The sequence below is a fragment of the Variovorax sp. V116 genome, assembly GCF_041154435.1.
GTDB lineage: Bacteria > Pseudomonadota > Gammaproteobacteria > Burkholderiales > Burkholderiaceae_C > Variovorax > Variovorax paradoxus.
The window spans coordinates 1-14,336 of sequence record NZ_AP028661.1 but is presented as its reverse complement, the minus strand read 5'-3'; the positions used below and the strand labels follow the sequence as shown (position 1 = coordinate 14,336).

The 14,336-nt window shown below is 67.9% G+C and carries 15 protein-coding genes; 11 read left to right on the top strand and 4 right to left on the bottom strand.

Annotated elements, in window-relative coordinates:
- Positions 1–2 precede the first annotated feature (2 nt).
- The gene (locus ACAM58_RS00075; protein WP_369663827.1) at positions 3–830 is read left to right on the top strand and encodes a biotin--[acetyl-CoA-carboxylase] ligase; all 828 of its coding nucleotides are present in this window, start codon (positions 3–5) and stop codon (positions 828–830) included.
- A 13-nt stretch (positions 831–843) separates the two neighbouring features.
- On the top strand, positions 844–1,032 hold the full coding sequence (locus tag ACAM58_RS00070) for a hypothetical protein (RefSeq protein ID WP_015867938.1): 189 nt from the start codon (positions 844–846) through the stop codon (positions 1,030–1,032).
- Positions 1,033–1,053: 21 nt separating this feature from the next.
- Here ACAM58_RS00070 and ACAM58_RS00065 read toward each other — a convergent pair whose 3' ends face one another.
- From ACAM58_RS00065 to ACAM58_RS00055, 3 genes are all read right to left on the bottom strand, one after another.
- Positions 1,054–2,499: a sensor histidine kinase N-terminal domain-containing protein gene (locus ACAM58_RS00065; RefSeq protein WP_369663826.1), complete on the bottom strand. Its 1,446-nt coding sequence runs from the start codon at positions 2,497–2,499 to the stop codon at positions 1,054–1,056.
- Between the two features lie 45 nt (positions 2,500–2,544).
- Positions 2,545–3,216, bottom strand: coding sequence for a response regulator transcription factor (locus ACAM58_RS00060; RefSeq protein WP_015867936.1), 672 nt, complete (start codon positions 3,214–3,216; stop codon positions 2,545–2,547).
- A gap of 65 nt (positions 3,217–3,281) precedes the next feature.
- A complete protein-coding gene (locus ACAM58_RS00055; protein ID WP_018903493.1) occupies positions 3,282–3,767 on the bottom strand; it encodes a MarR family winged helix-turn-helix transcriptional regulator in 486 nt (161 codons plus the stop codon).
- 145 nt (positions 3,768–3,912) lie between these two features.
- Between ACAM58_RS00055 and recA the strand changes: the two genes are divergently transcribed.
- Complete coding sequence (gene recA / locus ACAM58_RS00050) at positions 3,913–5,031, top strand: recombinase RecA (RefSeq protein ID WP_018903494.1); 1,119 nt, start codon at positions 3,913–3,915, stop codon at positions 5,029–5,031.
- 27 nt (positions 5,032–5,058) lie between these two features.
- Complete coding sequence (recX, locus tag ACAM58_RS00045) at positions 5,059–5,511, top strand: recombination regulator RecX (protein ID WP_369663825.1); 453 nt, start codon at positions 5,059–5,061, stop codon at positions 5,509–5,511.
- 50 nt (positions 5,512–5,561) lie between these two features.
- Here the strand turns inward: recX and argC are convergent, their stop codons facing one another.
- Entirely contained in the window at positions 5,562–6,485 is a 924-nt protein-coding gene (gene argC, locus ACAM58_RS00040) for an N-acetyl-gamma-glutamyl-phosphate reductase (RefSeq protein WP_369663824.1), read from the bottom strand.
- A gap of 206 nt (positions 6,486–6,691) precedes the next feature.
- Between argC and sucC the strand changes: the two genes are divergently transcribed.
- The 7 genes from sucC (at position 6,692) to ACAM58_RS00005 (ending at position 14,220) form a co-directional block, all read left to right on the top strand.
- Positions 6,692–7,858 (top strand): ADP-forming succinate--CoA ligase subunit beta, encoded by a 1,167-nt coding sequence (gene sucC, locus ACAM58_RS00035; RefSeq protein ID WP_007828709.1) that lies wholly within the window; start codon positions 6,692–6,694, stop codon positions 7,856–7,858.
- A 10-nt stretch (positions 7,859–7,868) separates the two neighbouring features.
- The gene (gene sucD / locus ACAM58_RS00030) at positions 7,869–8,762 is read left to right on the top strand and encodes a succinate--CoA ligase subunit alpha (protein WP_015867930.1); all 894 of its coding nucleotides are present in this window, start codon (positions 7,869–7,871) and stop codon (positions 8,760–8,762) included.
- Positions 8,763–8,864: 102 nt separating this feature from the next.
- Positions 8,865–9,551, top strand: a complete 687-nt coding sequence (locus ACAM58_RS00025) for a TerC family protein (protein ID WP_015867929.1) — start codon at positions 8,865–8,867, stop codon at positions 9,549–9,551.
- 32 nt (positions 9,552–9,583) lie between these two features.
- Positions 9,584–10,384, top strand: a complete 801-nt coding sequence (locus ACAM58_RS00020; protein ID WP_369663823.1) for a Stp1/IreP family PP2C-type Ser/Thr phosphatase — start codon at positions 9,584–9,586, stop codon at positions 10,382–10,384.
- Between the two features lie 24 nt (positions 10,385–10,408).
- Positions 10,409–11,065: an FHA domain-containing protein gene (locus ACAM58_RS00015; protein WP_278876393.1), complete on the top strand. Its 657-nt coding sequence runs from the start codon at positions 10,409–10,411 to the stop codon at positions 11,063–11,065.
- 42 nt (positions 11,066–11,107) lie between these two features.
- Positions 11,108–13,384 (top strand): CHASE2 domain-containing protein, encoded by a 2,277-nt coding sequence (locus ACAM58_RS00010; protein WP_369663822.1) that lies wholly within the window; start codon positions 11,108–11,110, stop codon positions 13,382–13,384.
- A gap of 32 nt (positions 13,385–13,416) precedes the next feature.
- Entirely contained in the window at positions 13,417–14,220 is an 804-nt protein-coding gene (locus tag ACAM58_RS00005) for a 3',5'-cyclic-nucleotide phosphodiesterase (RefSeq protein WP_319440045.1), read from the top strand.
- Positions 14,221–14,336 lie beyond the last annotated feature (116 nt).

Here is a 14,336-nt window from a genome sequence, read left to right as displayed (position 1 = left end):
GCATGATGGGTACCCAGGCCGCCTGGCTCGAAGACCGGATCGCTGCGGCGGTGGCGCCGCTCTTGCTCGGCTTCGCGGTCGAGGCGGTGGCCGAGATCGACTCCACCAATACCGAACTGATGCGCCGCGCGCGCGCCGGACGTGTCGAACCGGTGCTGCTGGTGGCCGAGCGCCAGACGGCCGGGCGCGGCCGCCTCGGCCGGCCCTGGCAGAGCGCGCAGCAGGGCGAAGAACAAGGCGCCGCCTCCCTCACCTTCTCGCTGGGCCTGCCGCTCGCGCCGCGCGACTGGGCCGGCCTCTCGCTGGCCGTGGGTGTGAGCGTGGCGGAAAGCCTCGATCCCACGGGCGCGGCCAAGGTCGCGCTCAAGTGGCCCAACGACCTGTGGGTGGAGGACCGCAAGCTGGCCGGCATCCTGATCGAAACCGCCATGCCGCATGCGGGCCGCGCCGATGTGCCGGCCCCGCCGCGCTACCTGGTGATCGGCATCGGCATCAACATCGGCCCGCGCGAGGGCGATGGCATGCGCACCCCGCCGGCCTGGCTGCGCCAGTGGCGCCCCGATGCCACCGCGCCCCAGGTGCTGGCCGAGCTGGCCGCGCCGCTGGTGCGCAGCGTGCAGGCCTTCGAGGCCGAGGGCTTCGGGCCGTTTGCCGAACGCTTTGCCGCGCGCGACGCCTTGCGCGGGCGGCAGGTCCAGCTCAGCGACGGCAGCTTCGGCCTGTGCGAGGGCGTGGCCTGGGGCGGCGAGCTCCAGGTGCGCACCGCCGGCGGGCTGCAGCTGGTCTCGAGCGACGAAGTCAGCGTGCGCCCGAGCGGCATGGCGTTCTGAGGCACCGGCCACCATGAAACTGCGCCTGGTGCTGATGGCCCTGCTCGCCGCCAACCTGGGCTACTGGCTGTGGTCGCGCGGCGACCTGGCCGGCTTCGGCCTCACGCCCGCCGGCTTCAACGAGCGCGAGCCGCAGCGCCTCGCGCGCCAGGTGCATCCCGAGTGGCTCCAGATCCGCAAGGACGCCAAGGGCACGCCCTGACGACCCCGCCGCCGCGTCTCGTCAGGCCGCGGCTTCTTCGCCCTCGAAGCGCACCGTGAAGCGCGCCCCCGGCGGCCGCCGGCCCGGATGCGCGTCTTCCAGCTTCACTTGCGCATGGTGCTGGTTGGCGATCTCGCGAACGATCGGCAGGCCCAGGCCCGAGCCGTCGGCCTCGTTGCCGAGCACGCGGTAGAACGGCTCGAACACCAGTTCGCGGTCGGACTCCGCTATGCCCGGCCCGTTGTCCTCCACCTGCAGCAGCACCACGTGGCCGAACGGGTCGGCCAGCACGCGCGCAGTGATCACGCCGGGCCGCCCGGCGGTCGAGGGCGTGTAGTTGATCGCGTTGTCGAGCAGGTTGCGCACCAGCTCCTTGAGCAGGGTCTGGTTGCCTTCGATCACCACGCCGGGCGCGCCTGCCTCGGCGCCGTCGTAGCCCAGGTCGATGCGCTTCTCGATCGCGCGCGGCACCGCTTCGCGCACCACCTCGATGGTGAGCCGCGCCAGGTCGCAGGCCTGGCGGCCGGTGCCGGCGCCGGTGCTTTCGGCGCGCGCGAGCGAGAGCAGCTGGTTCACCGTGTGGGTGGCGCGCACGCTGGCGCGGCCGATCTGCTTGAGCGACTGCTTGAGCTCGTCGGCATTGGCGCCCTCGCGCTGCGCCAGGTCGGCCTGCATGCGCAGGCCCGCGAGCGGCGTCTTGAGCTGGTGCGCCGCATCGGCCAGGAAGCGCTTTTGCGTGTGGATCGAATCGTTGAGCTTGTCGAGCAGCTCGTTGACCGACGACACCAGCGGCACCACCTCCAGCGGCACCGACGATTCGTCCAGCGGGCTCAGGTCGCCCGGGCGGCGCTCGCGGATGCGCGCCTCCACCACCGACAGCGGCTTGATGCCGCGCACCAGCGCCAGCCAGATCAGCAGCACGGCCAGCGGCAGGATCGCGAACTGCGGCAGCAGCACGCCTTTGATGATCTCGGTGGCCAGCACCGACTGCTTCTCGCGCGTCTCGGCCACCTGCAGCAGCGCCGGCTCCGCGTCGCTGTCGGGGCCCGCGAGCCAGAGCGAGGCCACGCGCACCGACTTGCCGCGCATCTCGCCGTTGCGGAGCGTGACCACGCCGGGAACCGGGGGCTCATCGGAGTTGGGATGCGGTACGTCGGGCTCGCCGCTGAGCAGCGCGCCGTGGCTGTCGAGCACCTGGTAGTAGACGCGGTCGGCGCCGTCGGCCCGCAGGATCTCGCGCGCCGGCTGCGGCAGCACGAACTGCGTCTGCCCCTGCTGCACCGTGACCAGCCGCGCCAGCGTCTGCACGTTGTATTCGAGCGCGCGGTCGAAGGGCGCATTGGCAATGCCCTGCGCCACCAGCCAGGTCACGCCGATGCTCACCGGCACCAGCAGCAGGAGCGGCGTGAGCATCCAGTCGAGGATCTCGCCGAACAGGGAGCGCTGCGCGCGCTGGAAGAGTTTCAAGGCAGTTGCCCCCGGGGGTCTTCGGGCACTACGCGTGGCGGCGCGTCAAGGAATCTTCTCGAGGCAGTAGCCGAGGCCTCGGACCGTTGCAATGCGCACCGGGCCTTTCTCGATCTTCTTGCGCAGCCGGTGGATGTAGACCTCGATCGCGTTCAGGCTCACTTCCTCGCCCCATTCGCACAGGCGCTCCACCAGCTGGTCCTTGCTGACCAGGCGGCCGGCGCGCTGCAGCAGCACCTCCAGCAGGCCCAGCTCGCGCGCCGAGAGCTCGACCATCTTGCCGTCGATGGTGGCCACCCGGCCGGCCTGGTCGTACACCAGCGGGCCGTGGCGGATCGTGTTGCTGGTGGCGCCCATGCCGCGCCGCGTGAGCGCCCGCACGCGCGCCTCGAGCTCCTGCAGGCTGAAGGGCTTGGCCATGTAGTCGTCGGCGCCGTGGTCCAGGCCCTTGACGCGTTCCTCCACGCTGTCGGCCGCGGTGAGCACCAGCACCGGCAGCTGCGAGCCGCGTGCGCGCAGCCGCTTCAGGATCTCGATGCCGTGCAGGTTGGGCAGCCCCAGGTCGAGGATCAGCAGGTCGAACTCGCTGTGCGTCATGAGCGCGGTGTCGGCCTGCGATCCGTTCGCCACGTGGTCGACCGCCGCGCCCGAGGTGCGCAGGCTGCGCAGCAGGGCATCGGCCAGCACCTGGTCGTCTTCGGCAATCAGAATCCGCATGAGCCACCTCCGGCCGGTTCGGGCGCCGCACTGGCGCCGCGTTCACACATGTCTCTTTGCCGAGTCTAGCCCGCCGTGTAGGCCTCGAGTCCGATGGTTACCACGGTGGCAATGTCGTTGCCCACGCTCGCGCGGAACTCGCGCTCGGCCTGTGTCACCGCGCCGCGGAAGGCGTCGAGCCAGGCCAGGCCGTCGGTGGTGAAGAGCACGCGCCGCGCCCGCGCATCGAGCGGATCGGGCCCGCGCGTGACCAGGCCCCAGGCCTCGCATTGGTCCACCAGCGCACCCATCGCCTGCTTGGTCATGCCGGCGCGCTGCGCGAGCTCGGTCAGGCGCGAGCCCTCGCGCGCCAGGTGCCGCGTGATGTGGATGTGCGCCGCGCTCACCTGCGCGCGCGCCGCAAGGTTCGACAGCGCCAGCGGCACGTTCACGTCATGCGCCATGAGTTCGAGCACGCGCTCGTCGAAGCGGCGCATTGCATGGCCCAGCAGGCGGCCCAGGTGGGTCTGCCGCCAGGCGTCCGGGTCGGTCGGAAAAGCGGATTCGGCCATCGGCAGATGGTAAAGCAAACTGACCAAAAAATGGGTTTACTCAAACCAATCAGCCCCTACACTACTGTTCAAGCATCCAGCCTGTAATTAAAAGCAGATGGACCGCATCCACACACAAACCGTTGATTTTCAAGGAGATTTCTTCATGGACGCACTCGTCAAGGGCACCAGCATCTCGGTCGCAGGCAGCGAAAAGGCCAAGGCCCTGCAGGCCGCGCTGGCCCAGATCGAAAAGCAGTTCGGCAAGGGCACGATCATGCGGCTCGGCGAAGGCGAGGCGCTCGAAGACGTCCAGGTGGTCTCCACCGGCTCGCTCGGCCTGGACATCGCGCTGGGCGTCGGCGGCCTGCCGCGCGGCCGCGTCATCGAAATCTACGGCCCGGAATCCTCGGGCAAGACCACGCTCACGCTGCAGGTCATCGCCCAGATGCAGAAGCAGGCCGGCACCTGCGCCTTCGTCGACGCCGAACACGCGCTCGACGTGCAGTACGCCCAGAAGCTCGGCGTGAACCTGTCCGACCTGCTCATCAGCCAGCCCGACACCGGCGAGCAGGCCCTCGAAATCGTCGATTCGCTGGTGCGCTCGGGCGCCGTCGACCTGATCGTGGTCGACTCGGTCGCCGCGCTCACGCCCAAGGCCGAAATCGAAGGCGAAATGGGCGACTCGCTGCCCGGCCTGCAGGCCCGCCTGATGAGCCAGGCGCTGCGCAAGCTCACCGCCACCATCAAGAAGACCAACTGCATGGTCATTTTCATCAACCAGATCCGCATGAAGATCGGCGTGATGTTCGGCTCGCCCGAAACCACCACCGGCGGCAATGCGCTGAAGTTCTACGCCTCGGTGCGGCTGGACATCCGCCGCATCGGCACCATCAAGAAGGGCGACGAGGCCATCGGCAACGAAACCAAGGTCAAGGTGGTGAAGAACAAGGTCAGCCCTCCGTTCAAGACGGCCGAGTTCGACATCCTGTTCGGCGAAGGCATCAGCCGCGAAGGCGAGATCATCGACATGGGCGTGAACGCCAAGATCCTCGACAAGTCGGGTGCCTGGTACGCCTACAACGGCGAAAAGATCGGCCAGGGCCGCGACAACGCCCGCGAGTTCCTGCGCGAGAACCCCGAACTCTCGCGCGAGATCGAGAACAAGGTGCGCGAATCGCTGGGCATTCCGCTGCTGGCGGCCGATGCCAACGCTCCCGCCCCCGAAAAGGCCGAGAAGCCCGCCAAGGCGGCCAAGGCCGACAAAGCCGACAAGGGCGAGTAAGCCGGCGAGCACGCGCGCAGGCAGCGCATGGCTTTCGGCGCCCCCTCCCTCAAAGGCCGCGCACTGCGGCTCCTGAGCCAGCGCGAGCATTCGCGCGTGGAGCTGGAGCGCAAGCTGGCCAGGCACGAAGAAACACCGGGCGAGCTGGCCCGCGCGCTCGACGAGCTGGCCGCCAAGGACTTCATCAGCGAGCCGCGGGTGGTGGCCTCGGTGCTGAACCAGCGCGCCGCCCGCTCGGGCGCGCTGCGGGTGCGGCAGGAGCTGCAGGCCAAGGGCATTGCGCCCGAGGCCATTGCGCAAGCCGTGGCCAGCCTGCAGGACACCGAGGTGGAGCGCGCCACGGCCCTGTGGCGCCGCCGCTTCGACGCCCCGCCCGCCGACGCGAAGGAGCGCGCCAGGCAAACGCGCTTCCTGCTGGCGCGCGGCTTTGCGGGCGCGGTGGTGGCCAAGGTGCTGCGGAGCGATTTCGACGAAGACTGACGGCCGGGCGCGCGGCCCCGGCCTGCCAGGAACGGCTCAGCCGCGGGCGCTCAGAGCGCCAGCATCAGCTTCAGGTTCTGCACCGCGGCGCCGCTCGCGCCCTTGCCCAGGTTGTCCAGGCGCGCAATCACCACGGCGTGGCGGTGGTCCTCGTTCGGGAACACGCGAATTTCGAGATTGTTGGTGTCGTTGAGCGCCAGCGCGTCGAGCTTGCCGTCATCGGTGGGCGGCAGCACCTTCACGAACTGCTCGGGCGTGTTGCTCTTGGCGTAGTGCGCGGCCAGGGCCTCTTGCAGGTCGCCGGCCTTCGGCTTGCCGGGCAGCAGGTCGAGGTGCAGCGGCAGCTGCACCAGCATGCCCTGCTTGAAATTGCCCACCGAAGGAATGAAGACCGGCCGGCGCGTGAGGCCGGTGTACTGCATGATTTCAGGAATGTGCTTGTGCTTGAGGCCGAGCGCGTAGGTCTCGAAAAGCGGCGCCTTGCCGTTCTCGTAGTCTTCGATCATGGCCCGGCCGCCGCCCGAATAGCCGCTCACCGAAGGCAGCGAAATCGGAAAGTCGGCCGGCAGCAGGCCGGCATCGACCAGCGGCCGCACCATGGCGATGGCACCCGTGGCATAGCAGCCCGGGTTGCCGACGCGGTCGGCCGCGGCCACGGCCTGCCAGTGGCCTTGCACCAGTTCGGGAAAGCCGAACACCCAGCCGGGCGCCACGCGGTGCGCGGTGGAGGCGTCGATGATCTTGGGCTTCTTGCCGGGCAGCTGGTCGATCAGCGCGACCGATTCGCGCGCCGCATCGTCGTGCAGGCACAGCACCACCAGGTCGACGCCGGCCATCAGCTCGCGCTTGGCGGCCACGTCTTTTCGCAGCTCGGGCGCAATGCTCACGAGTTCGATCTGCGGCATCGTCTGGAGCCGCTCGCGAATTTGCAAGCCGGTGGTGCCGGCTTCGCCGTCGATGAAAACCTTGGCCATATCGGAGTATGCGTAGAGGGGCTAGAAGAAAGTACGTATTGACCGCAAGGCCACGTCGAGTATTGGTGCGCCGCACCATGATACAGTCCGCGGTTGTTCGCCGCCCCCAGCCGCCAGGCTGCCGTCGCCCGCGAGCAACAGAGCCAAAGACGCCTCAGACCCCAGATCCCCCGTTCTCAACCTCCTCCTTCCGAGAGACATCCCTCATGAAGATTCACGAGTACCAAGGCAAGGAAATCCTTGCCAAGTTCGGCGTGCCGGTGCCGCGCGGCATTCCGGCCTATACGGTTCAGGAGGCGGTCGAGGCCGCCCAGAAACTTGGAGGCCCGGTGTGGGTCGTCAAGGCCCAGATCCACGCGGGTGGCCGCGGCAAGGGCGGCGGCGTCAAGGTCGCCAAGTCCATCGAGGACGTCAAGAAGCTCGCCGGCGAGATCCTCGGCATGCAGCTCAAGACCCACCAGACCGGCCCCGAAGGCCAGAAGGTGCGCCGCCTCTACATCGAAGATGGCGCCGACATCAACAAGGAATACTACGTCTCGGCCGTGACCGACCGCGCCACGCAGAAGGTCGCGTTCATCGCCTCGAGCGAAGGCGGCATGGACATCGAGGAAGTGGCCCACTCCTCGCCCGAGAAGATCATCACCGTGTTCGCGGACCCCGAAAAGGGCCTGACCGACGAACAGGCCAAGCAGATCGCCGACGGCATCGGCATGCCGGCCGATTCCACCGCTCAGACGGTCGACATCCTCAAGAAGCTCTACACCTGCTACATGGAGACGGACGCCTCGCTGGTCGAGATCAACCCGCTCAACCGTGACAGCAAGGGCAAGGTCATGGCGCTGGACGCCAAGTTCAACTTCGACAGCAACGCGCTGTTCCGCCACCCCGAGATCGTGGCCCTGCGCGACCTCGACGAAGAAGACGCGGCCGAAGTCGAAGCCTCCAAGTTCGACCTCGCCTACATCTCGCTGGACGGCAACATCGGCTGCCTGGTGAACGGTGCCGGCCTGGCCATGGCCACCATGGACACCATCAAGCTGTTCGGCGGCGAGCCGGCCAACTTCCTGGACGTGGGCGGCGGCGCCACCCCCGAGAAGGTCACCGAAGCCTTCAAGATCATGCTGAAGAACAAGAACGTGGAAGCGATCTTGGTCAACATCTTCGGCGGCATCATGAAGTGCGACACCATCGCCACCGGCGTGATCGCAGCCTGCAAGGCCGTGAACCTGCAAGTGCCGCTGGTCGTGCGCATGAAGGGCACCAACGAAGTCGAAGGCAAGAAGCTGCTGGCCGATTCGGGCCTGCCGATCATCAGCGCCGACACCATGGCGGAAGCGGCCCAGAAGGTCGTCGCAGCAGTCAAGAAGGCCTAAGGAACAAGTCATGTCGATCTACATCAACAAAGACACCAAAGTCATCACGCAAGGCATCACCGGCAAGACCGGCCAGTTCCACACCGAGAAGTGCCAGGAATACGCGAACGGCAAGAACTGCTTCGTCGCGGGCGTGAACCCCAAGAAGGCCGGCGAGTCGATCTTCAACATCCCGATCTTCGGCTCGGTCAAGGAAGCCGCCTCGCAGACCGGCGCCACCGTGTCGGTGATCTACGTGCCGCCGGCAGGCGCCGCGGCCGCCATCTGGGAAGCCGTCGAGGCCGACCTGGACCTGGCGATCTGCATCACCGAAGGCATTCCGGTGCGCGACATGCTCGAAGTGCGCAACAAGATGAAGGCCAAGGAAGCGGCCGGCGGCAAGAAGACCCTGCTGCTGGGCCCCAACTGCCCCGGCCTCATCACGCCCGACGAAATCAAGATCGGCATCATGCCCGGCCACATCCACCGCAAGGGCCGCATCGGCGTGGTCTCGCGCTCGGGCACGCTCACGTATGAAGCCGTGGCGCAGCTGACCGAAATCGGCCTTGGCCAATCGTCGGCAGTGGGCATCGGCGGCGACCCGATCAACGGCCTCAAGCACATCGACGTGATGAAGGCCTTCAACGACGATCCCGACACCGACGCCGTCATCATGATCGGCGAAATCGGCGGCCCCGACGAAGCCGACGCGGCCCGCTGGTGCAAGGAACACATGAAGAAGCCGGTGGTCGGTTTCATCGCCGGCGTCACCGCCCCTCCCGGCAAGCGCATGGGCCACGCCGGCGCGCTGATCTCGGGCGGTGCCGACACGGCCGATGCCAAGCTCGCCATCATGGAAGAGTGCGGCTTCACCGTGACGCGCAACTTCTCGGAACTGGCAAAACTGCTCAAGGCCCAGCTCTAAACAAGCCCCCGGCAGTTCTCCGCGCAACCACGCAAAAAGAAAAAGCGCCCGCAATCTGGATTGCGGGCGCTTTTTTCACTACAACACAGTGGAACAAGAGACATGGAACTCCTTCAAGGCGCCGACTTCTGGATCGGTCTGATCAAGATTGTCTGGATCAACATCATTCTTTCGGGCGACAACGCCGTGGTGATTGCCATGGCGGCCCGTTCGCTGCCGCCCGCGCAGCAGAAAAAGGCCGTGCTGTTCGGCTCGGGCGCGGCCGTGGTGCTGCGCATCGTGCTCACGGTGGTGGCGGCCAGGCTGCTGGCGCTGCCCTACCTGCAGATCGTCGGCGGCCTGCTGCTGCTGTGGATCGGCCTGCAGCTGCTGAGCGAAGAGGATGAAGGCGAAGGCGAAGCCAAGGAATACGGCAGCATGATGGCGGCCGTGCGCACCATCCTGCTGGCGGACCTGGTCATGAGCCTGGACAACGTGATTGCCGTGGCGGCCGCCGCGCAGGGCAACATGGTGCTCCTGGTGCTTGGCCTGGCCATCAGCATTCCGCTGGTGATCTTCGGCAGCACGCTCATGATCAAGCTCATGGAACGCTTTCCGATCGTCGTCATGCTGGGCGCCGCCCTGATCGGCTGGGTCGGCGGCGAAACCATTGCCAGCGACGTGTCGCTGCACGGCGTGCTGGCTGCCAACCCCTGGCTGCACTATGCGGCCGCGGCCGCCGGTGCCTTCTTCGTGGTGGCCGTGGGCCGCCTGCTGCAGCGGCGCGCGCAGGCCGCCGAGGGGCACTGAAACCGTCGCGCGTCGACGCTTCCTGAAAACATATGGCGAGTGTCGGCGCGTCCCTTTTCTCCACCCGGCCCCAGCTCTCCTGGGACTTTGCGGCGCTGACCGACGTCGGCCGCGCGCGCGCCCACAACGAGGACGACCTGCACGTCGACCCTGCCCTCGGCCTGGCGGTGCTGGCCGACGGCATGGGCGGCTACAAGGGCGGCGAAGTGGCCAGCGCCATGGCCGTGTCGCTGGTGCACGCCAGCTTTGCGCGCTGGTTCGCGCAGGCCGGCCTGCAGGCGCCCGCGCGCGTGGTCCGGCGCGCCTTGCAGGCGGCCACCGACGAAGCCAACTCCGCCATCCTCGAAGCCGGCCTGGCCAATGCCGAACTCCAGGGCATGGGAACCACCCTGGTGCTGGCCGCGTTCCGGCCCCAGCGCGTGCTGGTCGGCCACATCGGCGATTCGCGCTGCTACCGGCTTCGCAACAACAAGCTCGAGCAGCTCACGCGCGACCATTCGCTGCGCCAGCAGCAGCTCGACGCCGGCGCCATCACGGCCGAGGAAGCGCTGATCTCCCCGCACCGCAACCTCGTGACGCGCGCCATGGGCGTGGAGCCGCAGGTGGTGCTCGAGATGCACGAGCACACCGCAAGGCCCGACGATCTCTATATGCTCTGCTCCGATGGGCTCAGCGAGATGGTCCCGGATGCGCAGCTTTTCACGCTTTTGAATCACGATGTCGAGCTTCAGCAGAAAGCATCACTTCTGGTGGCCGTTGCCAACGACAATGGCGGCCGGGACAATATTTCAGTTGTCCTGGCCAGGGCGCGCGTTGGCGGTGCGCCTGAATAAAAACATGCATTCAGGGAGTCGGCAATGCCGAAGATGATCATTTCGATCGATGGCACTGTCATCGGGCAAATGGCGCTTGCCAAGGACCGGACCACGCTGGGGCGGCGCGCCTACAACGACATCGTGCTCGACAATCTCGCGGTCAGCGGCGAGCATGCCGTGCTGCACATGCGCGGCGCTGAAGTCGAAATTGAAGATCTCAACAGCACCAACGGCACCTACGTCAATGCGATCGTCGTCCAGAAGCAGCAGAAGCTCAAGGACAACGACGTCATCGAAATCGGCGGCTGCCGCCTGCACTTCCGCGCCCGCAGCAGCGCGGCCGCCGATGCCGGTTCCCCCCGCGGTGCTGCGCGCGGCGACTACGCGGCCTCCGTTCCACTGTCGGCCGCGCCCACCGAAGCCGGCGCGCTGCTCGAACTGGGCATGCCCGCACTGCGTGTTCTCTCGGGCACCGACCAGGGGCAGGAAGTGCCGCTGCAGAAGGTGGTCACCACCATCGGCAAGCCCGGCGTTGCGGTGGCCGTGGTCACGCGCCGCCGGCAGAGCTACATGGCTTCCACCATCATGGGCGGCGTCACGCTCAACGGCGCACCGCTCGGCGCCGAGCCCATCGGGCTGCAGGAAGGCGACGTGCTCGAACTTGGCGGCGCCACGCGCATGCAGTTCGTGCGGGTCTGATCTTTCTTGCGGCGCAGCAGCAGCGGCGCCCAGGCTGCACTGGTGACCGCCATGAGGCGCCACGGGTTGCGCATTGCCATCACCCTGCTGCCGGTTTTGCTCGCGCTCGCGCATGCCACCGGCCTCTGGCGCCTGGATGCCATCGACCGGCTCGACCACCTGATCTACGACACCCGCCTGCGCGCCACCATGCCGGGCACGCTCGATCCGCGCATCGTGATCGTCGACGTCGACGACGCCAGCCTCACCCGGCAGGGCCAGTGGCCGTGGTCGCGCGACAAGCTGGCCCGGCTCACCCGGGAGCTCACCGGGCGGCAGCAGGCGGCGGCACTGGGCTTCGACGTGATGTTCGTCGAGCCCGACCGCAGCTCCGGCCTCGACAAGCTGCGCCAGATCGCACGCGGCCCGCTGCGCGAAATGCCGGGCCTGGCCGCTGAAATCGACCGGCTCGCCCCCACGCTCGACAACGACGCCATCTTTGCCGCCGCCATGCAGGGCCAGCGCGTGGCGCTCGGCTACTACTTCACGCGCACCGAAAAGCCCGGCGCCAAGGGCCAGCTGCCGCCGGCCCCCGTGCTGCAGGCCGAGGCCTTTCCGCCGGGCCGTGGCTATGCCACCGCCTGGAACGGCTTTGGTGCCAGCCTGCCGGTGCTGGCCGATGCTGCGCCGGCGGCGGGCTTTCTCAACACGCTGGTCATGTCCAACGGCGACGGCGTCATCCGCGCCGTGCCGCTCATCGCCCGCTATGAAGGCGACCGCGCCCGGCCCGGCTACTACGAATCGCTGGGCCTGGCCGTCTACCGGCTCGCCAGCGGCTCGCCGCCCGTGCGGCCGGCCTTTGCACCCGGCGGATCCGGCGGCGCCGCGCCGCCGCTCCAGTCCCTGCTGGTCGGCGGCCTGCGCATCCCCGTCAACGAAGCCGCTTCCATGCAGGTGCCGTTCCGCGGCCCCGGCGGAGCGCACGGCGGATCGTTCCGCTACGTGTCGGCCGGCGACGTGCTCGAAGGGCGGCTTGCGCCTGGCGAGCTGAAGGACCGCATCGTGCTCGTCGGCGCCACCGCGCCGGGCCTGCAGGACCTGCGCGCCACCCCTGTCGGCGCCGCCTTCCCCGGCGTCGAAGTGCATGCCAACATCGTCTCGGCCATGCTCGACCACCGCCTGCTCGCGGTGCCCGACTACGCCCCGGGCTATGAAGTGCTCAGCGTGCTGGCCGCGGGCCTCGTGCTGGCGCTGGGCCTGTCGCTGCTGCCCGCCCCGCGCGCCGTGGTGCTGGCCATTGCCACCGTCGCGGCGCTGGTCGGCGTCAATGCCTGGCTCTACCAGCGCCACAGCCTCGTGCTGCCGCTTGCCTCCGCGCTGGCCATGGCGGTGCTCGCCTTTGCCTTCAACATGGGCTGGGGCTACTTCATCGAGTCGCGCGCGCGCCGCGGGCTGGTGCGGCTCTTCGGCACCTACGTGCCGCCGCAGCTCGTCAAGGAAATGCTCGTCACCCCCGGCCGCTACAGCATGCGCGCCGAGAGCAAGCACATGACCGTCATGTTCTGCGACATGCGCAACTTCACCCGCCTGTCGGAGCAGATGGCCCCGGCCGAACTGCAGGCCTTCCTGAACAACGTGTTCAACCGGCTCACCAGCGTCATCAGCACCCACCGCGGCACCGTCGACAAATACATGGGCGACTGCGTCATGGCCTTCTGGGGCGCCCCCATCGACACCCCCGAGCACGCCACCCTGGCCGTGCGCGCCGCGCTCGACATGGCCGAGGCCGTGCGCGACATCAACAACCTCCACCGCAGCACCGGCCGGCCCGAGATCAGCGTGGGCATCGGCATCAACAGCGGCGTCATGAGCGTGGGCGACATGGGCTCGGCTGCGCGGCGCAGCTACACCGTCGTTGGCGACGCGGTCAACCTCGCCTCCCGCCTCGAAGGCCTGAGCGTGCACTACGGCGTGGAGATCGTCGCCAGCGGCGCCACCCGCGAACTCGCGCCCGGCTTCGTCTGGCAGGAGCTCGACAGCGTGCTCGTCAAGGGCCGGGCGCAGGCCGTGGCCGTGTTCACGCCGCTCGGCGCCACCACGAAGGCAGAGGCCCAGACCCCTGCCGCACTGCAGCAATCCGCCCAGCTGCAGCGCTGGGCCGAAGTGCTGGCCGCCTACCGCCGCCAGGACTGGGCCATGGGCCGGAACCTGCTGGATCCGCTGCTGGCCGCGGATGCCAAAAAAGTCCTTTACCAGCTCTACGCACAACGATTAGCCTCCATGGCGTTGCGGCCCCAAGACCCCGAATGGGACGGCGCAACCCGCTTCGAAACCAAATGACGGCAGAAGACACAAGCAGAGGGTCTCTCACAATGCAGGTTCGCGTGCTGGGTTGCTCGGGCGCCATTGCCAAGGACTGCCGGACCACCTCGTTCCTGATCGACACCGACCTGCTCGTCGATGCGGGCACCGGCGTGGGCGACCTCACCCTCGACGAAATGGCCGGCATCGACGACGTGGTGCTCACCCACTGCCACCTCGACCACATCGCCGCGTTGCCCCTCATGCTCGACGCCGTCGGCGGCCGCCGCACCCGCTCGCTGCGCGTGCACGCCCTGCGCGCCACCATCGAGGCGCTGCGCGCCCATGTGTTCAACAACGTCATCTGGCCCGACTTCGAGAGCATTCCCAGCCCCGAGGCCCCCTTCGTGAGCTTTCACGACATTGCCGTGGGCCAGGTGCTGCAACTGGGCAGCGCCGCCCCCAAGCGCATCGAGGTGCTGCCGGCCGTGCACACCGTGCCCGCCTGCGGCTTTGCCGTGAGCCGCGCCGAAGGCGGCGCCAACTGGGTCTTCACCGGCGACACCGAGCGCAACACCCCCTTCTGGGACCGCCTCAACGCCCTGGACGTGGCCATGCTCGTCATAGAAACCGCATTCAGCAACCGCGAGCAGGCCCTGGCGGAACGCAGCCTGCACCTGTCCCCCCGCGCGCTCGCCGACGAGCTGGCGCATATCGATCCGGGCAAGCAGTTTCCGATCTACATCACCCACACCAAGCCGGCCGAAACCGAAGAGATCATGTGGCAGATCGAGCACCTGGCCGGGCACCAGGTGGCGGGGCTGGCGCAGCGGGATATTCGGTGGTTGAAGGCGGATGGGGTGCTGACTTTTTGAGGCGGTGGAGGCCGAGCGGGCTGACAAAATTGTCACGCTCTGTAGCATTTGGAAGCAGTTTCTGTCACTCGATGTAACCGGATTGAGTGCAAAGTGTTCGGTTTGGGCGTTGTGGG